Raw genomic sequence first — 21,967 nt, 5'->3', positions numbered from 1 at the left:
GATACGAACGGCCCCACGTCGCCATCTCGACGAGTTCAGTTCCGCGACGTAATCGCCACCCTCGAGACCCCGCTTTTTCAGTGACTCGTCAGTGACGGTGCTGTCGTCACCGTATCCGTTCGATCGAGATCGGGGCCGGTACGGATTCGCCTGCCGGCGTGCGCGATCACCGATCGATGTTCGGAGGCGACGATCGCATCCCGTCTATATATCCCCGGCTGCGACGACCCGTGAAAATCCGGACGGGGCGTATGGGGTCTCGTGACGATTTCGGCCAGTGGCAACTTTTCCCATACATAAGCGTTCGCCGGGCTACTATCGGCCCTGATTGCCGTGTGCTCAGTCGCCCCTGTTGCTACATAGCACTATATAGACATCATAGTAGTATACTTATCTACTCTGTGGCTTCGATACGGTGATGTCGAGAGATACCACGGCGTCTTTGTCGGCCGGACTCGGCCGACGTGATTTTCTCGCCGCGGCAAGCGTTGCCCTGTCTGGCGGACTCGCCGGTTGTACCGGTATCTTCGCCTCGGAGGGCAACCAGATAAACATCGCGGGAAGCAGTACCGTCTTTCCCGTGACCGAAGCGATCGCTTCCGCGTTCTCCGAGGAGAACCCCACCGTCAACATCGCGTTGAGTAAGACCGGGACTGGCGGCGGATTCGGGAACTTCTTCTGTGCGGGACGGACCGACATTAACAACGCGAGTCGGGCGATCGCCGACGCCGAGATCGAACAGTGCGGAAACAGTGACGTCACGCCGCTCGAGTTAACGGTCGCGACGGACGCGCTGACGGTCGTCGTCAATCCGAACGCCGACTGGGTCGACTGCCTCACCGTCGAGCAACTCCGCGAGATCTGGCGCGCCGACGGCGCCCAGCGCTGGAGCGACATCGACGATGAGTGGCCCGACGAGGAGTTCGAACTGTACGGCGCTGCGACCACCTCCGGCACGTTCGACTACTTCAACGAGGCGATTATCGGGGAGGAGGAGAACCACCGAAGCGACTACCACGCGACCGAGCGCGATCGAACGATCGTCCAGGGCGTCCAGGGATCGGAGTTCGCGATGGGGTACTTCGGCTTCTCGTACTACAGCGAAAATCCGGACTCGATCAAGGCGGTCGCGATCGACGACGGCGACGGCTGCGTCGAACCGTCGATCGAGACGGCCATGTCCGGTGAGTATACGCCCCTCTCGCGACCCCTGTTCATCTACGTCGCGAAGGAGTCGCTCACGAAGCCGTCGGTCCGCAACTTCGTCCGCTTCTACATGAACCGAGCCGCGACGGACCTCGTTTCCGAGGTCGGCTACGTCCCGACCACGGAGGACCAACGAGACGAGAACCTCAAGCAACTCGAGACCGCGATCGAGGAGGTGACCGAATGAGCGCACCCGACTTCTCGCACGACACGAGTCGCACGGCCCGGGGTACCGTGTTCCGCTACTTCTTTATGCTCTGTGCGCTCCTGTCGATTCTGACGACCGTCGCGATCATCCTGACGCTGCTCGTCGACGCGGTCGATTTCTTCGCGCAGGTCTCGTTCGTCGAGTTTCTCACCGGAACGCGCTGGAGTCCGACGAACGACCCGGTCGCGTTCGGCGTCCTGCCGCTGATTTCGGGGACGCTGGTCATCACCATCGGCTCGGCGATGGTCGCGCTCCCGATCGGACTGCTCACCGCGATCTACCTGAGCGAGTACGCCTCCGAGCGCCGGCGTGCCTATCTGAAGCCGGCGCTCGAGGTGCTGGCAGGCGTGCCGACGGTCGTCTACGGCTACTTCGCGCTCGTCTACGTCACGCCGGCGCTGGACACGTTCCTGCCGCTGTCGACGTTCAACGCGCTGTCGGCCTCGATCATGGTCGGCATCATGATCATTCCGATGGTCTCCTCGATCAGCGAGGACGCGATGAGCGCGGTCCCGGACTCGCTCCGACAGGCCAGTTACGGGCTCGGCGCGACGAAGTTCACCGTCTCGACCTCCGTCGTCGTGCCGGCGGCGCTGTCGGGCATCTTCTCGTCGTTCATCCTCGCGCTCTCGCGAGCGATCGGCGAGACGATGATCGTCGCCATCGCGGCGGGACAGACCCCGCGGATGGCCGACCTGACCGATCCCGCCGGAATGTTCCTGAACTCGATCCAGCCGATGACCTCGGCGATGGTCCAGATCGGGACCGGCGACATCGTCGGTCAGGGCGAAGCGTACAAGAGCCTCTTCGCGGTCGGACTCACCCTGTTCGTCATCACGTTCGTCATGAATCTCGTCAGTGAACTCGTCGCATCGCGCTACCGGGAGGTGTATCGCTGATGGCAGCCGACACGCACGAGGCGCCCGCCGACTCCGAGTTCGGACGGGTCAGCCGGACGAAAGACGTGGCCTTCCGCCTGCTCGCGCTGGCGGCGACCCTGATCGGCATCGTCTCGCTCGCGGCGTTGCTCCTGAACGTCACCCTCGACGCCGTCGGCTGGCTCGACTGGCAGTTCCTCACGAGCCCGCCGCATCCGAACCCGTACGAAGCCGGGTTCCTGCCCGCACTGATCGGCTCCGTCGCGATCATGCTCCTGATCGCGCTCATCACGTTCCCGCTCGGCGTCGGGGCCGCGATCTACCTCGAGGAGTACGCCGACGACGGCTACCTCACGCGATTCATCCAACTCAATATCGCCAATCTCGCCGGCGTCCCCTCGGTCGTCTACGGGCTACTGGGACTGGGCCTGTTCGTGGGCCTCTTTCGCATCGGTTACGGGTCGGTGCTGGCCGCGGCGTTCACCGTCGCCCTGCTCATCCTGCCGATCGTGATCATCTCGGCTCAGGAGGCGATTCGAGCCGTACCCGACTCGCAGCGCCAGGCGGCCTACGGAATGGGCGCGACGAAGTGGCAGACGATCCGCGACGTCGTTCTGCCGCGGGCGATGCCCGGTATCATGACCGGGACGATCCTCGCGCTCGGCCGCGCGATCGGCGAGACGGCACCGCTGATCATGATCGCCGCGCCGACGACCGTCTTCGGGGCCCCGACCAGCATCTTCAGCAAGGTCAGCGCCATGCCCCTGCAGATCTACAACTGGGCCTCCTACCCCCAGACGGAGTTCCAGTACGGCGTCGTCGCCGCCGGCGTCGTCACGCTGCTCGTCGTCCTGCTCACGATCAACTCGATCGCGATCATCATCCGCAACCGGTATCAACAGCGCACCTGACAATGACTAACGAACAGATGACTTCCTCGGAAACGGAACCGACCGACGACCAGACTGCCCCGACGCCGGGAACCGACGGCCTCGCCGACCGCGCCGACGCCGGTGCGGAGACCACCACCGATCGAACGCTGCTCGAGACCCGGGACCTGAACGTCTACTACGGCGACGATCGAGCCCTCACCGACGTCGACATCGAAATTCCCGAAAAGCAGGTTACGGCCGTCATCGGCCCGTCCGGCTGCGGGAAGTCGACGTTCCTCCGGTGTATCAACCGGATGAACGACCTCGTCGACGCGGCCCACGTCGAGGGCGAACTGCTGTTCGACGGGAAGAACGTCTACGACGACGACGTCGACCCCGTCGCCTTGCGCCGGAAGATCGGCATGGTCTTCCAGTCGCCGAACCCCTTCCCCAAGAGCATCCGCGACAACGTCGCATACGGCCTGAAAGTTCAGGGGAAAGACGACGACAACGTCGACGAGAAAGTTCACCGAGCGCTCGAGCGGGCGGCGCTGCTCGAGGAGGTCGAGGACCAACTGGACTCGAGCGGGCTCGACCTCTCGGGCGGCCAGCAACAGCGGCTCTGTATCGCGCGAGCGATCGCGCCCGACCCGGACGTGATCCTGATGGACGAGCCGGCCTCGGCGCTGGACCCGGTCGCGACCTCGAAGATCGAGGACCTGATCGAGGATCTGGCCGAGGAGTACACGGTCGTCATCGTCACCCACAACATGCAACAGGCCGCCCGCATCTCCGACAAGACCGCAGTCTTCCTGACCGGCGGCGAACTCGTCGAGTTCGACGACACGAACAAGATCTTCGAGAACCCCGAACACGACCGCGTCGAAGACTACATCACCGGTAAGTTCGGATAGGGCCGCCCTCGCGGGCGCTTCGATCACGCGGCCCCGATCGAATCAGTCGGGTCGCGTGTGATTCTCGTTCTCCTCCAAGTGGCGCTCGAGAGACCTTCTAAAGCGTGTGCAACTATCGGTTACTGACCACGTTGCTTATTATCCGACGTGCCGTGAGTCGAGAGACATGGTCGCCACCGGAGTACACATTCTGCTCGGGCTGGCCCTGGTCGCGATCGTCGGGCGGACCGGACGGGCCGCACCGTACCTGGTCGCAGCGCTCGCCGCCACCGTCCCCGATATCGATACGTTCGTCTTTCGGCCGCTGGTCGAATTCGGATACGTCGGGGGCGTCCTCTGGAGTCATCGAGCACTCACGCACTCGCTGTTCGCCGGGCTCGTCGTCATCGCGCTCTGTGCCTACGTCGGTCCCTGGTGGGCCGCCGCCGTCGGGTTCGGCTCCCACGTCGCGATGGACCTCCTGAGCGGCGGCGTTCGGCTGTTCGCCCCCATTGACGGCACGATGTACGGGCTGTCGCTCGACTGGCTGATGCTGAATATGCTCGTGTCGGCCTTCGCAGTAACGGTGATCCTCGGCGGTCTGATCGGCATGAAAGCCGATTCCCGAGACCGATCCCCATTGCCCCCCGGGGGATCGGTCGTCGAGTGGCTTCGGTGACCGCCGCGCCGCGAGGAACGCACGCAGTCTTTATCAGGGACGAGCGAGGCTTCACACGTATGGCCAGACAATCGTATCAGGATAAGCTCACGGAACTCCGTGAAGACGTCCTCTACATGAGCGAAGTCGTCATGGAACGGCTTCGGATGGGACTGGACGCGCTCGAGCAGAAAGACGTGCCCCTCGCCCGGGAGGTCATCGAGGGCGACGGCGAGATCAACCGGATGTACCTCGACCTCGAGCAGGACTGTATCGACCTGCTCGCGCTCCAGCAGCCGGTCGCGAGCGACCTGCGATTCATCGCCGCGTCGTTCAAGATCATCACCGACCTCGAACGGATCGCGGACCTCGCGACCAACCTCGGCGAGTACACGCTCGACGCCGAACAGGACCTGTTCCCCGACGTCGACGTTCAGGAGATGGGCGATCTCACGCTCGACATGCTCGAGGACGCGATGATCGCCTACGATGCCGAGGATACCGACACCTGTCGGGAACTCGCCGCTCGCGACGACGAACTCGACACGTTCGCCGAGCGGGCCAGCGAGATCGTCGTCCGCGACCTCATCGAGCGCGAACTCGAGTCCCCGGACGAGGTCGAACGGCTTCTCCAGGACGTCTCGCGGCTCCTGTTGACGATCCGCGACCTCGAGCGCGTCGGCGACCACGCGGTCAACATTGCCGCACGGACGCTGTACATGGTCGAAAACGACGACGAGCTCATCTACTGACGAGTTCGGCTCGAAAACGGAACGCTATCGATTCTCGGACGTCGGGCGGTGCTACATGTCGGTTTCGTTGCCGGTTTCGTTACCGGTCTCGTTACCGGTTTCGTTACCGGTCTCGTTGCCGCCGGTCTCGTTGCCGGTTTCGTTGCCGCCACCACCACCGCCGCCACTTTCGACCTGAATGTCGGCGACCATCGTATTCGGGTGGACCTCGCAGATGTAGGTGACCATCTCGCTGCTGGCCTCGAACTCGAGCCACTGGTCTTCGGGTTCGGTGACCCGCTCGGTCACGAGATCGTCGACGACCTCGTCGTTTTCGTCGTAGATTGCGATGTTGTGCTCGGCGCCGTCGCCGGTCGTCCAGCCCATCTCGTAGGTTGCTCCCTCCTGGAGGATGAGCGTCGGGTTCTCCTCGTCAGCGATCGCGTCGGGCGCGATACCGAGCCAGCCGGCCGTCTGCCCGTCGAACTCGATCTGTGTGTCGGGCTCGATCTCGATACCGCCACCGCCGCCGCCGTTGCCGTTGCCACCGTTGCCGCCGTTACCACCGTTACCGCCACCACCGCCACCGCAGCCTGCGATGATCGCCGTCGAAGCCGCGGCACCTGTCAACTGAAGCATCTGCCGTCGGGATAACCGATCGTCTCGTGCCATCGGGCTGACTTTGTGCTCAACGGGAATAGTCGAATACCCGTCTACTGCGTGGGAGTCAAGTACGGGACGGTCTGAGACGGTGTGCCGTGCGATTCTCGAATCGAGGTCGTCGACCGTCCCCACGCGAGACGGCTCCGAACCGGGTCGCTCACTGCGTCGGTCGCGAGCCGGCTCTCCGTCGAGGCACACGGGTCAACAACTGCGCCGTGTCGACGATATTCCGCGTCTCGAGCAGGAGCGCCGCCGCTTCGCGGACCGTGAACTCGGCCTCGATCTCGACGCCGTGACAGCGCGCGTAGCACTCGAGCCAGCGGTTCATCGCGTCCTCGAGGGCGGCGAACTCGGCGTCGGTGAACGGAACCATGCGACCGCCGGTTCGGGCTTCGACGTAGAGCCAGACGGCCTGCCCCGCCCCGTTCCGGAGGTACGCGTCGGCCTCGTCCGGGGCGACGGCCGTCCCGGTGTCGTCGCCCGACAGACCGGCGGTCTCGAGCGCCGCTCGCTCGCGCTCGGCGCGGCGGGCGAGTGCGGCGATCCGGGGGCCGTAGCGACTCACGCTACCCCTCGCGGTACTCGACGCCCTTGCCGCCGCGGGGGTGTTCCCACTCCGTGTCGGCGACGATCGCACAGGTACCACACTCGACGCAGGGCTGGGTGTCGAGACTGACCAGTGTCTCCTCGGTCCCGTTGGTCTTGACGGTCTCGGCGCGGTAGCACCCGCCGCCGAAGTCCGCCGCGCTGACCGGACAGGCGGTGACCGCCGCACCGCTGGCCGCGAGCGACTCGTCTCTGAGCTCGATGTGGGGATTGCCGACGTCGGTATCGTAGGTGAGATCGCCGATGCGTTCCTCGAGGGTCGGCGGCTCGATCTCGTTCTCCCAGTGGATCGTCTTGCCGTGTTCCTCGGCGATCAGCGTCGGCAGCGAGACGTAGCCGGTCTTCGTGTCGGGCAGCATCGACACCAGGAACGGCGAGTTGTACGCCCGCTGCAGGAGGCGATCGGCGATCGGGTTCCCGACCGCGAGCGAACCGATCGGCGACTCGAGTACTCGCTCGACCGCGTTCGTCACGGCGTCGCGCTCGCCGACGGTCCGAGAGAGCTCGTACCGTCGGGGCCGGAGTTTGGCCATCGTGCCGGAGTCCTCGAGCAGCTTCGTGTAGCGGCGGCCGGCGGCCTCGGGGTCGCCGTTGCCGCGGGTGACGGCGAAGGCGTCGGCCGCGAGCGCGCCGGCGGTGACGGCGTGATTCATCCCCTTGATAATCGGCCCTTGCGCCTGCATCTGTCCGGCGGCGTCGCCGACGAGCACGAGCCGATCGCGGTACGGTTCGCGGTGGGCGACCTTCTTCGAGTCCGGGACGAGCTTCGCCGCGTACTCCCGTTCGCGGTACTCGTTTTTGAACCAGCCCGCGAGCACCGGATGGGTCAGCAGGGCGTCGAGCAGTTCGTGGGGCTCGGCCTCTTGCTCGACGAGGCTATCGAGGTGGAAGACGGTCCCGATCGAGAGCGAGTCCTCGTTGGTATACAGGAAGCCGCCGCCCCGGACGTCCTCGAAGAGGTCGCCCGAGAACAGGTGTGCGGCCCCTTCGTCCGGGTCCACGTCGAATCGGTCGTCGATCGCGTCGGGGTCCATGTCCACGACGGCCTTGATGCCCTGAAACCACTCGTCGGGCTCCTCCCAGTCCATCAATCCGGCGTCGCGGGCGAGCTCGGAGTTGACGCCGTCGGCTGCGACGATCAGGTCGGCTTCGATCGGGTCGAGCTCGTCGCAGGTGACGCCGACGATCTCTCCCTCGTCCCTGAGCAGGCCGTTCACCCGAACGTTCGTCAGGACCCCGCCGCCCGTCTCGCTGGTCTTCTCGTGTACCCGCTTCTCGAGCCACGAGTCCATCTCCCGGCGGAGCACGGCGTCACACCAGTCGGTATCGTGCTCGTGAAGATCGACCAGATCGTAGGTCTTGACCGAGTTCCCGGCCATGTTGTGGATGTAGTAGTCCGTGACCGGCCGCTCGGTCGCCTCCTCGCGGAAGCCGTCGAAGAGATCGTCGAGCGCGTACGGCGCGGACTCCTCGGCGTAGATCAGCCCGCCGGAGACGTTCTTCGAGCCCGCTTCCGCCCCGCGCTCGAGGACGAGCGTCTCGACGCCGTGGTCGGCCAACCGCGCGGCCGCCGCGGCGCCGCCGGGGCCACAGCCCACGACGACCGCCTCGTAGTGTTCGTAATCGTCAGTCATCGTCCTCACCTCCGTCGGCGACGGCCTCCGCCTCGATGTCTGTCTTCCCCGATTCGACGGCGTCGATGAGCCGCGGCAACACCTCGAAGAGATCGCCCTCGACGAAGTAGTCGCTGAAGTCCCTGATCCGCGCGTCGGGATCGGTGTTGATCGCGACGATCGTGTCGGACTCGTCCATCCCGACCTTGTGCTGGACCGCGCCGGAGACGCCCGCCGCGATGTAGAGGTCGGGGGCGACGACCTGCCCCGTTTCACCGATCTGGCGCTCCTCCTTCGAGTACTCCTCGACGTGGCCCTCGAACTGGTAGGATGACGTGACGATCCCCCGCGTGATCCCGAGTTCGGCGTTCTCGAACGCGTCCACGAGGTCGAGTCCCAGCTCCACCCCCTCGGTCGGGTCGTCGCCGATCCCGCGACCGAGACAGACGATCACGTCGTGGCCGGTGAGGTCGATGCCGGCCTCGAGTCGATCGTGCTCGGTGACCGCGACGCGGAACCAGTCGTCCTCGAGTTCCATGTCGTGTTCGACGACCAGTCCCTCCCGGTCCTCGTCCGGCTCGAGCGGGTCGAAGCTCCCGGGAATGACCGAACAGCCCTGCGGATGGAAGTCCCGACCCGGGTTGTCGAGACAGAGAATCGTCGAGTACTCGAACCCGGAGAAGTCAGGCCGCTTCATGTGCAGGACCTTCTCGAAGGTCTTCTTGACGCCGGGTTCGCCGGTCTTGACCGGGTTCGACACCTCGTTTTCCTCGATGAAGAGGTCGGAACAGTCGGAGGCCAGCCCCGAGTCGAGTTCGGCCTGGACCTTCGCCGAGAGGTCGCGGCCGTTGTTCGTCGCCGGGAACAGGATATAGCGCGGCTCGTCGTAGTCGCGCCAATCGGTGCTCTCGACGGTTCCCTCGCCACGGGCCATGTGGGCCGCGATTTCGGTGTAGGGCTTGTGGAGGAACCGCTCGAGACGCTCGTCCTCGTGATAGACGGCGACGTCGGCACCGGCGGCGATACACTCCTCGGCGAGCGACTCGCAGTCGTCGCCCATCAGGAAGGCGACGACGTCTTCCTCGTCGCCGTAGTCCGCCTCGAACTGGTCCATCAGCTCGCGGGCCTTGCCGAGCATCTCCCGCGAGACGTCGAGTAACTCGCCGCCCTGGGTTTCACAGAAGACCCACATGTCGGCGTAGTCGCCGCCCTCGAGCGCCCGGACGTGCTTCTTGTCGCGGGTGGGGTGGGAGAGTCCGTCGTCGTCCGCCTCGTCGGTCTCGGTCGCCGAGTCCGTCTCCTCGGCCGCTGTGCCTTCGTCTTCGTCTTCGCCCTCGCCCTCGGCTTCCGCCTGGTCTTCGCCCGCCGCCTGGTCGCCCACCGCCTCCTTCGGTTCCTCGTACTCGCCTTCCGTCTCGGTCCCCTCCTCGACGCCGTCGCGCTCGCCCGCCGCGTCGGCACCGAGCTCCTTGAGTCGCCGGTGGACCGCCTCGCGAGCGGTCGACCGGTCTTGCCCGGCGCGCTCGGCCTCGAGAATCGCCTGCAGTTCGTCCTCGTCGTCGACCGTCTCGAGTTCCGCGGTCAGTTCGTCGACCGTGTGGTCGTCCGGATCGATCGACGTCATTTCAATCACCCGCCCCCGCGGCGAAGGGATGCATTTCCTCGAGTACGTCGCCCATGTCGTCCTCGTCGGGATCGATCATCGTCGCCTCGCGCTCGGACGGGGCCTTCGGGATCGGATCGACCGACGAGACGATCGTCGGCGAGCCATCGAGTCCGATGTAGTCGGGATCGAGGTTCAGATCGGCGTGATCCCACGTCGTCAGGTGGTCGTCGTGATTCGCCGCGCGCTCCTCGGTTTCGGCCCGGAGTCGCTTGTGCGTCAGCCGGTGGGACGCTGTCCGATAGGTCGGCTCGAACTCGGGATCGGTGACGACGAAACAGGGCAGGGGCGCTTCGACCGTCTCGACCTCGTCGATGTCGCCCTCGACGAGTCGTTTCGCGCGAAGGGTCCGCTCGTCCGGGTCGATATCGAGCGCGATCACGTGGGTGACGATCGGCCAGTCCATCGCCCAGCACGTCTGCGGCCCGGTCTGGCCGGTCTCGCCGTCGGCCGTCTTGAACCCCGCGAAGACGAGGTCGATCTCTGCGACGTTCTCCTGGTACGTCTCGAGGCCGGCGCTCAACGTGATGGCCGTCGCCCACGTGTCGGAGGCGGCCAGTTCCCGGTCCGAGAGCAAATAGCTGTCGTCGGTGTAGACCGATTCCATCGCCCCCTGCAGGACGTCGGCGTATCCCGGCGGGCCCATGCTCATTCCGCTGACGTGGCCGCCGTGGCGTACCCTGGTCTGGAGCGCGGCCTGCAGCGCGGACTCGTCGTTCGGATTCATCACCGTCGGCGTCTTCCCTCGCTCCAGGTGTCCGTCCTCGTCGAACGAGACGGCCCCCTCCGAGAAGTCCGGGACGCCTTTCGTCAGCGCGATCGATCGCATGGATCCCTCCGTCGCCGTTGTGTGCTTATCAATAGCATGCCTGTCTCCCCCTATCGTAATTATCAGTATTAAGAATAGGGGTCGCGATCACCGAGAGAATTCGCCGCTCGCAGCGGTGCTACTCGCCGGACGGATCGATATCGTCCAGTACGGACGAACCGACCCGAGACGCCCGCCCCGCCGACGAACGTCCCGAGACCGCCGAATCGCCCACCGAGATCGACCCGCCGCTCGAGGGTCGAGTAGCGCACTGCGAGAAGCGGGTTACTCGCGCTCGCGTTCGGTCGTCCGCATCGTGATTTCGCCGTCGGCCCGGATCGTGCCGTCGACCTCGGCGTCGGGGCCGAGCGCGAGGTCCCCACAGGAGACGTCGCCGAGGACGCGGGCCTCGCCCTCGATGACGACGTCGCCGTCGCGCGTGGTCACGTCGCCGTGGATGCGGGTGCCGTCGCCGACGGTGACGTCGCCGCGAGCACGAAGGCTGCCGAAGACGTTGCAGTTCGTCCCGACGTCGACCGTTTCCGCGCGGACGTTGCCGTGGAGTCGGCACTCGTTGCCGATCGTCGCGGGTGTCGAGACGCGCCAGGCGTCGTCGCCCACGGTCGCGTTTCGGGGGATGACGAGCGGGTCGGCCTCGGGTTCGCCGTCCTCCTCGTCGACGAGTTCGGAGATGAGCCGCTGGGCGGTGTCTTCCTCGCCGATCAGCAGGAGGTGTTTGAGGTACACGAAGAGGAAGACGATCGTCGGCATCGGGTTGCGGATGACGATCCACCCGTTGGCCTCGAACCCCTCCTCGATCTCGACGTCGTCGCCGATATCGAGGTCGCCCGCGACTTTCAGTTTGCCGCCGATGTGGACGCGTTCGCCGATGTATGCGTCCTGCCCGACCAGCACGTTCTCGGCGACGTCGCACCACATGTCGAGCCGACAGTCGCCGTCCGCCTCGATCGCGCCGCCGAACTCGGCCCCTTCGCCGGCCAGCACGTTTCGGCCGCGGACGCCGAACTCGACGGTCGAGCGACTACCCACGAGGACGTCCCCGTCAGTCACGAGGTCGCGTTCCTGGGCTTCCGTTCCGTCGGGAACGACGAGTTCGTCGAGCGGGTCCCTACTGAAGGCCACACTCGCATCCAAAGGGAGCACCGCCTAATAAACCTCGCGCGTCGTCAGTCGTTCGTCTGACGCTCGTCCGCTCCGTCGACGGCGTCCTCGCCGTCGCGGCCCGATCGACCGCAGTCGCCTCGCTTTTACTCTCCCGCTGCGTACGTCCGGCCATGACTACGCTCGCGTTCGACGACGACGGCGTCGACGTCGTCTACGAAGGCACCGAATTTCGACTCGAGCAGGATCTCATCGAGGACGCGACCGAAAAATCCTACTACGACGTAACCGACCACGAGGTGTTGCAGATCGTCGCCGAACAGCCGAACCTGCAGGGCGAACCCCGCCGTATCGGCGACATTCTGGACTGAGTCGCGCCGAACGGAACCGCGACCCGAGCCCGATCAGTACACGACGTGCAACAGGACGAACACGACGATACCGAGCGAGAACGAGATCAGCCACAGCGCCGCCGCGATTCGACCGACGCGAGCGTGGGCCGTCTTCCGTAGCTCCGCGATCGGACGGGAGAGCGCGAGCAACAGGACGTAGTAGAGCAGCGGGATACAGACGATCGCGAGGAGGATGTGGATCGCCAGCAGCGGCAGGTAGACGAACTGGTAGACCGAGTCCGGGCCCGGGAACGGCTGCGGACCGCCGGTCACCGTCAGCCGGTAGAGATAGAGCGCGAGGAAACTCACGAACAGCCCGAAGGACGTCACCATCGCGACGCGGTGGCGCTCGATATCGCCGCGACGGATCGCCCGCCAGCCGACCGTAATCGTCCCGATCGCCGCCGCGCTGATCAGGGCGTTGACGAGCGGAATCGTCTCGAGAACCCACTCGGGAGCCGCCGGCACGCTCGAGGACGGAATCCGCCCACCGGCGGCCGCGAAGACGACCGCCAGCGACACGACGCTCAATACCCCGGTGAGAAGGCGCACACGCTCTCGAGGGACGTACTCCATGTGTGATCGTTCGAGCGGAGCGGGAAAGCGATTCCCTTCTCTACCGGTGTGTCCATTCGGTCGAGATCCAGCCTGTGGGCACCGGGGAGCCGACGTCGGATCGTCGGCTCCGCTGTGTACCGATTCGGACCACCCAATCGAGATGGATGGCTATCGCTCGAGGAGTAGCGTCGGAAAGGATTATGCGTGGGTGATGTCCTCGAAGGGAGATCACCTGCATCGATAGTGGTGGACATCGTCCACCCGTGCGATGCGTGGGACCGGATTCGAACCGGCGGACCCCTACGGGACAGCGCCCTCAACGCTGCGCCGTTGGCCTGGCTTGGCTACCCACGCTCGCGGTCTCTGTCTGCACTCAATCGTATCCAGTGTGATTATAAAAGCCCTTTCCTTTGGGTCGGCGACTGCGGTCGGGTCACACGGCACCGAGGGCCTCACGTGACGACCGACGGGACGATGGATACCGGCACACTCGAGTCGCCACTGCGAGCCGTCGTTCCGCGCCGCGAACGCGCCCGTCGCGCCGCGGGAGACACAAAGGTTTCAACGCTCGAGCGAAATCTCCGACCGATGCGGTTGTCGGTGGCTCGGACGCGCGTGCTGGCAGGTGTGATCGTCGTCAGCGGAATCGTCGCTGCGGGCGTACTCGTCTCGCCGTCGACGGTGATCGGTGCCGTCGACTCACTCAGCGGGGAGCCGCTCCTGTTCGGGCTCGCCGTCGCCGGGCTCTATCTCGTTCGCCCGCTTCTCGCGTGGCCGACGACGCCGCTCGCAGTCGTCGTCGGCTACGGCTTCGGCGTCGCAGCCGGCGTCCCGATCGCGCTCGTCGGGGTCGTCGCGACCGTCTTCCCCGTCTTTCTGGCCGTCCGGTGGCTTACTGCCGCCGACGGGGAGTCGGTCCGCGACGCTCGAGCGAGTCGTCCCCGGAACGAGAACGGAGCGAACGGCGGAGGGGCCCTCGGACGAGCGAGCGACGTCGTCGCGCGCTATTACGACGCGACGGGGCCGCTCCGCGGCGTCACCGCGTCGCGGCTGGCACCGATCCCGTCGGACGTGGCGACGTGTGCCGCGGCGGTCAGCGGCGTTCGACTCCGTCACCTGGTGCTCGGCACCGTGATCGGCGAACTCCCGTGGACGGTCGCGGCGGTCGTCGTCGGTGCCTCGGCGGCGACGGTCACCTCGAGCGGGCTCGGTGAACTCGGCGTGGCGCTATCGCTCGGCTGTGCCGTCGCCGCGGTCGTCCTCCTCGCCGGCCCCGCCTACCGCGCGCTCCGGACCCGGCGGCGAACGCAAACGGAGGCGACGGACGGCACCGGCCGGTCGACGGATAGCTAAGCCTCGACGCGGGAGCGTCGTCGAGAAACGAGAATCGAGCGACGAGAACGAGGTACAGCTCCCGACGATCGGTCGCGGCTCAGTCGTCGTCGAGATCGCCGACCAGCGACCCGCTCAACTCCTTCAGTTCGGACTCGAGGCGCTGATAGGACTCGGTCTCGGTCAGCTCCTCGACGGCGTGTTCGTCCTCTAAGCTCTCCATCTTGTTCGAGAGAGACTCGAGTTCGCGCCGGCCGTCGCCGCCGTAGCGCGATTGCACACGGAGGTTCTCGATGATCCGGGTGAGCTGGGCTCGCGTGACGGGCTTCGTGACGTAGTCGTCGATATCGAGTTCGACGATGTCGAGTCCGGGATCGACGGCGGTCACCATGATCACCCAGCAGTCGTAGCCCGCGGCGCGGATCTCCTCGAGCACTCGATCCCCCGTGATGTCGGGCATGTGCCTGTCGAGCAGGACGACGTCGATCGCGTCGCTCATCCGCTCGAGTGCCGTGGTCCCGTCGTAGGCGGTCACGACCTCGTAATCCTCGCCGACCCACATCGCGTAGAGGTCGGCCAGCTCTCGTTCGTCGTCGACCACGAGGATCGTCGGTTGCGCAGACATAGAGATCAGTGTCCGAGACCACAGACCGTCGTCTTGTAGGGGTACCGGGCGACTCAGCGCTCGAGTCGGCCGGTGAATCCGCCCGCGTCGCCCGTTCGAGCGCCCCTCTCGAGCGTCCACGGGAGTTCGAGGTCCCTCGACCTGCGTTCCTACGCGCTGTTCGCGCCGCGAACCCGTTCGAGTACCGCGAGCGTGCCGTCCGCGTGCCGCTCGTCGAACACCTCGTCGGCGGCCGCCGTCGCTGCCTCGTCGGCGTTGGCGACGGCGAAACTCCGACCCACGGTCTCGAACGTCGAGACGTCGTTGATCGAGTCGCCGACGGCGACGCAGTCCGCGGGGTCGATCCCGATGTGATCGGCGATCCGCTCGAGCCCCTCGCCCTTGGTCGGATCGGCGTCCTTGACGTGGTAGGCGTAGCCGGTATCGATCACCTCGAGGCCGTACTCGGCGGCGATCTCGCGCAGCGGTTCGACCGGCTGCTCGCGGTTGACGGCGATCTCGGTCTCGCGCCAGCGGTTGACGGTGTCCTCCGGCCCCCAGCCCGGGTCGTAGCCGGCGGCGCGGTACTCCTCGACGACGGCCTGTGCGGCCGCCCGATCGGCGGTAAAAAAGACGTCGTCGCCGGTGTAGACGACGCCGCCGTTCTCGGCGACGACGAGTTCGGGGATGCCGATAAAGTGACAGAGGGCGACGGGGTACGGAAAGGCCTTCCCGGTGGCGATCACGACGGGTGCGTCCCACTCGCGGAGCGGATCGAAGACGCGAGGATCGATTCCCCACCCTTCGGGGCGGGTCAGGGTGCCGTCGACGTCGAGGACGAGCGGCGGATCGGCTGCCATGACCGCAGATGAGCGGTCCGGCACCTAAAGCGATCTGATCGGTAATCGGCTCCGCGGTCGCACTCGAGGCGGTGACGGGGACGGACCGCTCTCACGTCCGTTTCGGTTCGGGCGCCGTCGCTTCCGTGATCGTGTCCAGCTATTGTGTCACGATCGAAGCACTCCGCCGATCGGTTGCGAATAGGGAGTAGCGCCGCGAGATTGGTGTGTGTCGCCGACCGTGCGTCGACGCGCTCTCGATACGGACCGTCACCGAGGATCAATCACTCCGCCGTGGTGTCTCACCGGCTGTTGGTATCCGTTACAGAATTTCGAGGGAAAAGCCCCCGACGCGTTCGCTCCCCGCGTCCACCTCAGAGAGCGAGGTAGCCCGCGTTGGGCAGGAGCCCGGCCAGGTAGAGGATTCCGAGAACGAACATGAACGCCGCGATGGCCATCGCCGGCGGGTCGACGTGCGTCCCGGAGTGGGAGTAGAACACCCGCTGTGACAGCTCACCGATCAGACCGCTGATCGCGCCGAACGCGCCGGCGGCCAGCAGGGCGACCGGTTCGCTCCCGATGGCCGGCATCGCGATCACCGCGCCGACCGCACCCAGGAGCGTGATGTGGTGGGTGACGGGAATCTTCTCGACGCCGAGGTTGAGAAAGAGCAGGCTCATGGCTGAGATCGCGTAGCCCATGAAGATGCTCCCGGTCTCGAGCCAGATGTAACCGCCGAGGATACCGCCCACGATACCGATGGCCGTCACGCCGGACCACTTGTACTGGTGGGGCAGCCAGGGTTCGGTCGCCAGCCGGGCGGTCTCGGTGCCGCCGTCGGCGGCCACGCGTTTCTCCTCGCGCTCAAACGGCGTCATGTCGAGAATGCTCGCGCCGCCGACCTTGCCGACGATCGGGTACCCGAACACGAGTCGGGCAATGAAGGCCGTCGCCACGACCGAAAGGGCGATGTTGTCCGTCGGGAAGCCGAGCTCGGTCATCACCTGCGTGATGAGCATCCCGAGGGCTCCGAAGATCGCACCGACCGCGAGGATGTCGGGTTTGGTCCCGAACGCGTACAGGATGTTCTTCCCGAAGTGGTAGTCCCAGTCGTCGGGCTCCATCTCGGGGTACCGCCGCCCGGCGTAGGCCGTCGCGGCGACGCCGCCGGCGAAGGCGATGTGCGGACCGGTAACCATTCCGAAGCCGATGACCGCGGTGATATCGGTCGCGATGTCACCGCCGAGTTCGCCTTTGAGAATGTTGATCCCTTCGCCGAGGAAGACGACGAAACCCGTGAAGATAAACGCGGGCAGCGCGCCGATCGCGGCGCCGAAGGCACCACCGGCGAGGGCGGCGATGAGCAGGACGGCGAACTCGCCGAGTTCCAGGCCGATGACCGGAATCTGCAGTAGCGTCCCGTACATGGATTACTCCTCACCGTCCCGCGCCCAGTCACGCGATCGGTCGACGGCGTCCGACCAGCGGTCGTACCGCCGATCGGCGGCGTCCGGATCCATCTCAGGTGTGAACTCCGCGTCGACCTGCCAGTTGCTCCGGAGTTCGTCGGGGTCGCTCCAGTAGCCGACGGCGAGGCCGGCCGCGTAGGCCGAGCCCAGCGCCGTCGTCTCGTCGACGACCGGACGAACGATCTCGGAGCCGATGATGTCCGACTGGAGCTGGCAGAGGAAGTTGTTCTTGACCGCGCCGCCGTCGACCTTCAGCGACCGCATCTCGATCCCCGAGTCGGCCTCCATCGCCTCCGCGACGTCGCGCGTCTGGTAGGCGATCGACTCGAGGGTCGCGCGGACGACGTGTTCTTTCCGCGTGCCGCGGGTCATGCCGACGATGGTCCCGCGTGCGCGCTGATCCCAGTGGGGCGCACCCAGTCCCGTGAAGGCGGGGACGACGTAGACGCCGTCCGTCGAGTCGACGCTGCGGGCCAGCTCCGCCGTCTCGGCCGGGTCGTCGATCAGCGTCATGTCCTCGAGCCACTCGATCGCCGCGCCGGTGATGAAGATCGAGCCCTCGAGCGCGTACTGGACGTCCTCGCCCGAGCGCTGGAAGCCGATCGTCGTCAGCAGGCCGTGGTCGCTCTCGACGGCCTCGTCGCCGGTGTTCATCAGGAAGAAGGACCCGGTACCGTAGGTGTTCTTCGCGTCGCCGGCGTCGAAACAGGTCTGCCCGAAGAGGGCGGCCTGCTGGTCGCCCAGCGCGCCCGCGACCGGAACCTCGGCCTCGAGGAAGCCGTCCGGATCGGTCGATCCGTACGTCGCGTCGTCGCTCGACGGCCGCACCTCGGGGAGCATCGCCTCGGGAACGTCGAACTCCGCGAGGAGGTCGTCGTCCCACTCGAGGTCGTGGATGTTGTACAGCATCGTCCGCGAGGCGTTCGTGACCTCGGTGATGTGCTCGCCCGTGAGGTTGTAGATCAGCCACGTGTCGATGGTGCCGAACAGGACATCACCCTTCTCCGCGCGGTCGCGGATGTCCTCGGGCCGCGAGCGCTCGAGTTTGATCGGATCGGCGTTGTCGAGCAGCCACTCGGCCTTCGTCGCCGAGAAGTAGGCGTCGGCCTCCAGTCCGGTCTTCTCACGGATCGTCCCGACCAGATCGTCGTCCTCGAGCTGCTCGACGCGGTCGGTCGTCCGGCGGTCCTGCCAGACGATGGCGTTGTGCACCGGCCGACCGGAGTCGGCGTCCCACAGGAGCGTCGTCTCCCGCTGGTTGGTCACGCCGATGGCCTCGAGCTGGTCGGGACTGACCCCCGCTTGCCCGAGCGCCTGCCTGATGACGTCCTTGGTGTTCTCCCAGATCTCCATCGGGTCGTGCTCGACCCAGCCCGGTTCCGGGTAGATCTGTTCGTGTTTCTCGTAGGCGTTCGCGACGACCTGCCCCTCGTGATCGAACACGATGAAGCGCGTCCCGGTCGTTCCCTGGTCTACCGCACCGACATAGGTATTCTCTGTCATAGTGGTCACCCAGACTCCCACGCGCCGCGTTTACTGTCGGCAGCGTGCTACTGGTAAACAATTTCTACGATCATTATAAATGTTGCTAAATCCATAATCCAAATATCATAACGCAATCGAGCTGGTCGACGGCTGTGGGGCCGAACACGATTTTTTTCAGCACTTTAGCGCGGCTCGCCTCCATCCCGTCGGCGAATTGCGGCTTCGTTCGATGCCGCGTTTCCTCGAGACCAGTCAATTGTTATGGGCGTTCTCGTACCGTCGATAAAGTAAAGACGCGGGTGTCCGTAGGGGCCAACGAAGGAATGGCACGCGATACCGAGGTTCTCGTACTCGGCGGTGGTTCGACCGGCTGTGGCATCGCCCGCGATCTGGCGATGCGCGGCCTCGAGGTCACGCTCGTCGAGCGAGGCAACCTCACGGACGGGACGACCGGTCGAATGCACGGCCTGCTGCACAGCGGCGGGCGATACGCCGTCTCCGACCAGGCCAGCGCGACGGAGTGTATCGAGGAAAACGAGATCCTTCGGGAGATCGCCGGCCACTGCGTCGAGCCCACCGGCGGGCTGTTCGTCCAGCGGCCCGAGGACTCGGACGACTACTTCCGGGAGAAACTCGAGGGCTGTCGGGACTGCGGAATCCCCGCCCGCGTCCTGTCGGGCGCGGAAGCCCGCGAGGTCGAGCCCTACCTCGCGAGCGACGTGACGCGAGCGATCGAGGTTCCCGACGGTGCGGTCGACCCGTTCCGACTCTGCGTCGCGAACGCGATCGACGCCGAGAACCACGGTGCGCGCGTCGAGACCCACGCCGAGGTGATCGATCTCCTGCGCGACGGCGACGACATCTACGGCGTCGAGGTCCGACACGACTCCGGTCCCGGAAAGCGCACCCACAAGACGCCGGGGACGACCGAGGAGATCACCGCCGAGTACGTCGTCAACGCGACCGGCGCGTGGGCCGGTCAGATCGGTGCGATGGCCGACCTCGAGATCGAGGTTCGGCCCTCCAAGGGCGTGATGACGATCATGAACGTCCGGCAGGTCGACACCGTCATCAACCGGTGCCGACCGAAAGGCGACGCGGACATCGTCGTCCCGCACGAGACGACGGCCATCCTCGGCACGACCGACGAGGAGGTCTCGGACCCGGACGACTACCCCGAGGCGGGATGGGAAGTCGACCAGATGATCGACACCCTCTCGGAACTCGTCCCGATCCTCCAGGAGGCCCGGACGATCCGCTCGTTCTGGGGCGTGCGGCCGCTGTACGAGCCCCCGGGGACCGGGACACAGGACCCGACCGACATCACGCGGGACTTCTTCCTGCTCGACCACGCCGATCGCGACGGCGTCTCGGGGATGTCGAGCATCGTCGGCGGGAAGTTCACGACCTACCGGGCGATGGCCGAAGAGATCTCGGACCACGTCTGCGAGAAGCTCGGCGCAACCGCCGGCTGTGCGACCGCCGAGGAACCACTCCCCGGCAGCGAGAACCTCGAGGCCCTCGAGCGGGGGATGGACGATTTCGGACTGCGCTCGCCGGTGGCCCGCCGGAGCAAGCAGCGACTGGGGAGTCGCGCGAGCGAGGTGCTCGAGACGGACGACGCGAACCCCGTGATCTGCCAGTGTGAAGGCGTAACGCGCGCGGAGATTCGAGACGCCATCACCCAGTCGGGTTCGGACCTGAACGCGGTTCGCATCCGCACCCGCGCCTCGATGGGCAACTGTCAGGGCGGCTTTTGCTGTCAGAACATGGCGAACGAGCTCCACCCGGCCTACGACGAGGAGACGGTCCGCGAGGCGCTGGACGAGCTCTACCAGGAGCGCTGGAAGGGCGAGCGCCACGCGCTGTGGGGCGAGCAGCTCTCCCAGGCGATGCTGAACTACGCGCTGCACGCGACGACGATGAACCGCGATCGCGATCCGGCGAACGCGCCGGCGGCCGTCGATTTCGCGTCGTTCGACGGAGGCGATCGCTGAATGGCGATCGAAGACGACGTCCTCATCGTCGGCGGTGGCCTCGCCGGCGCGACCGCCGCGCTCGCCGCCGCCGACCGGGACGTACAGGTTCGGCTCGTGTCCGCCAAGCAGAGCACGCTCCGCCACGCCAGCGGGCTGATCGACGTGCTGGGCTACACGCCGGCCGGCGACGGCCCCCTCGTCGATCCGTTCGAGGCGCTCGCGGACCTCCCCGACGGTCACCCCTACGAGCGGGTGGGTATCGAGGCGGTCCACGACGCCCTCTCGTTCTTCGACGACGTCGCGGGCGACGCGTACGCGGGGGCACACACCGACGCGAACGCGCTCGTCCCGACCCACGGCGGCACCGTCAAGCCGACCGCGCGGTACCCGGCCGGGACCGCCGCCGGCCTCGCGAGCGACGACCGCGACACCCTGCTCGTCGGGTTCGAGACGCTCCCCGACTTCGAGGCACCGCTCGCGGCCGCACACCTCGAGGCGGCGGGTGCGCCCTTCGCGGCCCGCGGCGTGACCGTTCGGTTCCCGGGCATCGCCCGGGACGACGCGAAGGTCACGCGGTACGCGCACCTGCTCGATCAGCCGGAGACCGTCCGGACTGCTGGGGGGGACGCGACCGCTCGCGAGGCCCTCGCCGAAACCGTCCGCCCGCATCTCGAGGACGCGTCTCGCGTCGGTTTCCCCGCCGTCCTCGGCGACGAACGGACCGACGCGGTCAGGGCCGAACTCGCGGACCGGCTCGGCGTCGACGTCTTCGAAGTCCCGATGGGACCGCCGAGCCTCCCCGGACTGCGACTCGAGGACCTGCTCTACGGGGCGCTCGAGGACGCGGGCGTTCGAGTGACGACCGGGGTTCCGGTGGTCGAGTACGAGACGACCCCGACCGACCCCGAACGGATCGACCACGTGATCGTCGACCGCAACGGGACCGAAATTCCCCACCGGGCCGACCAGTACGTGCTCGCGACGGGCGGACTGGTCGGGAAGGGCGTGCGGTCGGAACGCGAACGGGTGTTCGAACCGATCTTCGACTGCCACGTCCCGCACCCGACCGACCGCTACGACTGGTTCGTCGACGACGCCTTCGGCGACCAGCCCTACGCGCGGTTCGGGCTGGCGGTCGACCGCGACCTCCGCCCGCTCGACGCCGCCGCCGACCCCGAGTTTTCGAACCTGCGCGCCGCGGGCGCGGTACTGGGCGGCTACGACTTCGCGGCGGAGAAGTCCGGTGCCGGCGTGTCGCTCGCGACGGGCTACGTCGCCGGCCGACGCGCCGGGACGGAGGGGGGTCGATGATCCGCGACCGCCCCCTCCCGAGGGTCCGACTCGAGCGACCGCCGAGCGACCGGGAGACAGGGCGACCGCACGACGCG

21 protein-coding genes and 1 tRNA gene are annotated in these 21,967 nt (G+C 66.4%); 10 read left to right on the top strand and 12 right to left on the bottom strand.

Annotated features, from left to right (window positions below; genetic code table 11):
* Positions 1-418 precede the first annotated feature (418 nt).
* The 6 genes from BMX07_RS22240 (at position 419) to phoU (ending at position 5,467) form a co-directional block, all read left to right on the top strand.
* On the top strand, positions 419-1,393 hold the full coding sequence (locus BMX07_RS22240; protein WP_090622766.1) for a PstS family phosphate ABC transporter substrate-binding protein: 975 nt from the start codon (positions 419-421) through the stop codon (positions 1,391-1,393).
* Positions 1,390-2,313 carry a phosphate ABC transporter permease subunit PstC gene (gene pstC / locus BMX07_RS22235; protein ID WP_090622762.1) on the top strand — a complete coding sequence of 308 codons (924 nt, stop codon included), beginning with the start codon at positions 1,390-1,392 and terminating at the stop codon, positions 2,311-2,313. The genes BMX07_RS22240 and pstC overlap by 4 nt, the downstream gene beginning before the upstream one ends.
* Entirely contained in the window at positions 2,313-3,203 is an 891-nt protein-coding gene (gene pstA, locus BMX07_RS22230) for a phosphate ABC transporter permease PstA (RefSeq protein ID WP_090622758.1), read from the top strand. Before pstC ends, pstA begins: the two co-directional genes overlap by 1 nt.
* Before the next feature lie 2 nt (positions 3,204-3,205).
* Complete coding sequence (gene pstB, locus BMX07_RS22225) at positions 3,206-4,078, top strand: phosphate ABC transporter ATP-binding protein PstB (RefSeq protein WP_090622755.1); 873 nt, start codon at positions 3,206-3,208, stop codon at positions 4,076-4,078.
* A 166-nt stretch (positions 4,079-4,244) separates the two neighbouring features.
* Positions 4,245-4,736 carry a metal-dependent hydrolase gene (locus tag BMX07_RS22220; protein WP_090622751.1) on the top strand — a complete coding sequence of 164 codons (492 nt, stop codon included), beginning with the start codon at positions 4,245-4,247 and terminating at the stop codon, positions 4,734-4,736.
* A 59-nt stretch (positions 4,737-4,795) separates the two neighbouring features.
* Positions 4,796-5,467 carry a phosphate signaling complex protein PhoU gene (phoU, locus tag BMX07_RS22215; protein WP_090622748.1) on the top strand — a complete coding sequence of 224 codons (672 nt, stop codon included), beginning with the start codon at positions 4,796-4,798 and terminating at the stop codon, positions 5,465-5,467.
* 51 nt (positions 5,468-5,518) lie between these two features.
* Here the strand turns inward: phoU and BMX07_RS24790 are convergent, their stop codons facing one another.
* The 6 genes from BMX07_RS24790 to BMX07_RS22180 all read right to left on the bottom strand — a co-directional run bounded on the left by BMX07_RS24790 (position 5,519) and on the right by BMX07_RS22180 (position 11,942).
* On the bottom strand, positions 5,519-6,085 hold the full coding sequence (locus BMX07_RS24790) for a cupredoxin domain-containing protein (RefSeq protein ID WP_090622744.1): 567 nt from the start codon (positions 6,083-6,085) through the stop codon (positions 5,519-5,521).
* A gap of 181 nt (positions 6,086-6,266) precedes the next feature.
* The gene (locus BMX07_RS22205) at positions 6,267-6,674 is read right to left on the bottom strand and encodes a DUF8055 family protein (protein ID WP_090622740.1); all 408 of its coding nucleotides are present in this window, start codon (positions 6,672-6,674) and stop codon (positions 6,267-6,269) included.
* A gap of 1 nt (position 6,675) precedes the next feature.
* On the bottom strand, positions 6,676-8,349 hold the full coding sequence (locus BMX07_RS22200; RefSeq protein ID WP_090622737.1) for an FAD-dependent monooxygenase: 1,674 nt from the start codon (positions 8,347-8,349) through the stop codon (positions 6,676-6,678).
* Positions 8,342-9,952, bottom strand: a complete 1,611-nt coding sequence (locus BMX07_RS22195; protein WP_090622733.1) for an electron transfer flavoprotein subunit alpha/FixB family protein — start codon at positions 9,950-9,952, stop codon at positions 8,342-8,344. The genes BMX07_RS22200 and BMX07_RS22195 overlap by 8 nt, the downstream gene beginning before the upstream one ends.
* Before the next feature lies 1 nt (position 9,953).
* Positions 9,954-10,820, bottom strand: a complete 867-nt coding sequence (locus BMX07_RS22190; protein WP_090622730.1) for an electron transfer flavoprotein subunit beta/FixA family protein — start codon at positions 10,818-10,820, stop codon at positions 9,954-9,956.
* A 264-nt stretch (positions 10,821-11,084) separates the two neighbouring features.
* On the bottom strand, positions 11,085-11,942 hold the full coding sequence (locus BMX07_RS22180; protein ID WP_090622888.1) for a polymer-forming cytoskeletal protein: 858 nt from the start codon (positions 11,940-11,942) through the stop codon (positions 11,085-11,087).
* Positions 11,943-12,094: 152 nt separating this feature from the next.
* Here BMX07_RS22180 and BMX07_RS22175 point away from each other — a divergent pair, with 152 nt between their 5' ends.
* The gene (locus BMX07_RS22175) at positions 12,095-12,292 is read left to right on the top strand and encodes a DUF5800 family protein (RefSeq protein WP_006186216.1); all 198 of its coding nucleotides are present in this window, start codon (positions 12,095-12,097) and stop codon (positions 12,290-12,292) included.
* A 33-nt stretch (positions 12,293-12,325) separates the two neighbouring features.
* Here the strand turns inward: BMX07_RS22175 and BMX07_RS22170 are convergent, their stop codons facing one another.
* Positions 12,326-12,889, bottom strand: a complete 564-nt coding sequence (locus BMX07_RS22170; RefSeq protein ID WP_090622724.1) for a DUF420 domain-containing protein — start codon at positions 12,887-12,889, stop codon at positions 12,326-12,328.
* A gap of 251 nt (positions 12,890-13,140) precedes the next feature.
* Positions 13,141-13,225: transfer RNA gene (locus BMX07_RS22165), tRNA-Leu, on the bottom strand.
* Between the two features lie 234 nt (positions 13,226-13,459).
* Here BMX07_RS22165 and BMX07_RS22160 point away from each other — a divergent pair.
* On the top strand, positions 13,460-14,224 hold the full coding sequence (locus BMX07_RS22160) for a TVP38/TMEM64 family protein (protein WP_090622884.1): 765 nt from the start codon (positions 13,460-13,462) through the stop codon (positions 14,222-14,224).
* Between the two features lie 79 nt (positions 14,225-14,303).
* On the opposite strand, the gene BMX07_RS22155 is transcribed toward BMX07_RS22160, so the two are convergent.
* From BMX07_RS22155 to glpK, 4 genes are all read right to left on the bottom strand, one after another.
* On the bottom strand, positions 14,304-14,828 hold the full coding sequence (locus BMX07_RS22155; protein ID WP_090622721.1) for a response regulator: 525 nt from the start codon (positions 14,826-14,828) through the stop codon (positions 14,304-14,306).
* 149 nt (positions 14,829-14,977) lie between these two features.
* Positions 14,978-15,667 carry an HAD-IIB family hydrolase gene (locus tag BMX07_RS22150; protein WP_090622717.1) on the bottom strand — a complete coding sequence of 230 codons (690 nt, stop codon included), beginning with the start codon at positions 15,665-15,667 and terminating at the stop codon, positions 14,978-14,980.
* Between the two features lie 353 nt (positions 15,668-16,020).
* Positions 16,021-17,073, bottom strand: coding sequence for a DUF7973 family transport facilitator (locus BMX07_RS22145; protein WP_090622712.1), 1,053 nt, complete (start codon positions 17,071-17,073; stop codon positions 16,021-16,023).
* A 3-nt stretch (positions 17,074-17,076) separates the two neighbouring features.
* Positions 17,077-18,618 (bottom strand): glycerol kinase GlpK, encoded by a 1,542-nt coding sequence (gene glpK, locus BMX07_RS22140; RefSeq protein ID WP_090622709.1) that lies wholly within the window; start codon positions 18,616-18,618, stop codon positions 17,077-17,079.
* A 305-nt stretch (positions 18,619-18,923) separates the two neighbouring features.
* On the opposite strand from glpK, the gene glpA reads away from it, so the two are divergent.
* Both glpA and glpB read left to right on the top strand, forming a co-directional pair.
* Positions 18,924-20,597: an anaerobic glycerol-3-phosphate dehydrogenase subunit GlpA gene (gene glpA, locus BMX07_RS22135; protein ID WP_090622705.1), complete on the top strand. Its 1,674-nt coding sequence runs from the start codon at positions 18,924-18,926 to the stop codon at positions 20,595-20,597.
* Complete coding sequence (gene glpB / locus BMX07_RS22130; protein WP_090622700.1) at positions 20,598-21,890, top strand: glycerol-3-phosphate dehydrogenase subunit GlpB; 1,293 nt, start codon at positions 20,598-20,600, stop codon at positions 21,888-21,890. It abuts the gene before it with no gap.
* Positions 21,891-21,967 lie beyond the last annotated feature (77 nt).

The sequence above is a fragment of the Natrinema salaciae genome, from assembly GCF_900110865.1.
GTDB lineage: Archaea > Halobacteriota > Halobacteria > Halobacteriales > Natrialbaceae > Natrinema > Natrinema salaciae.
This window is presented reverse-complemented; position numbering and strand designations above follow the sequence as displayed.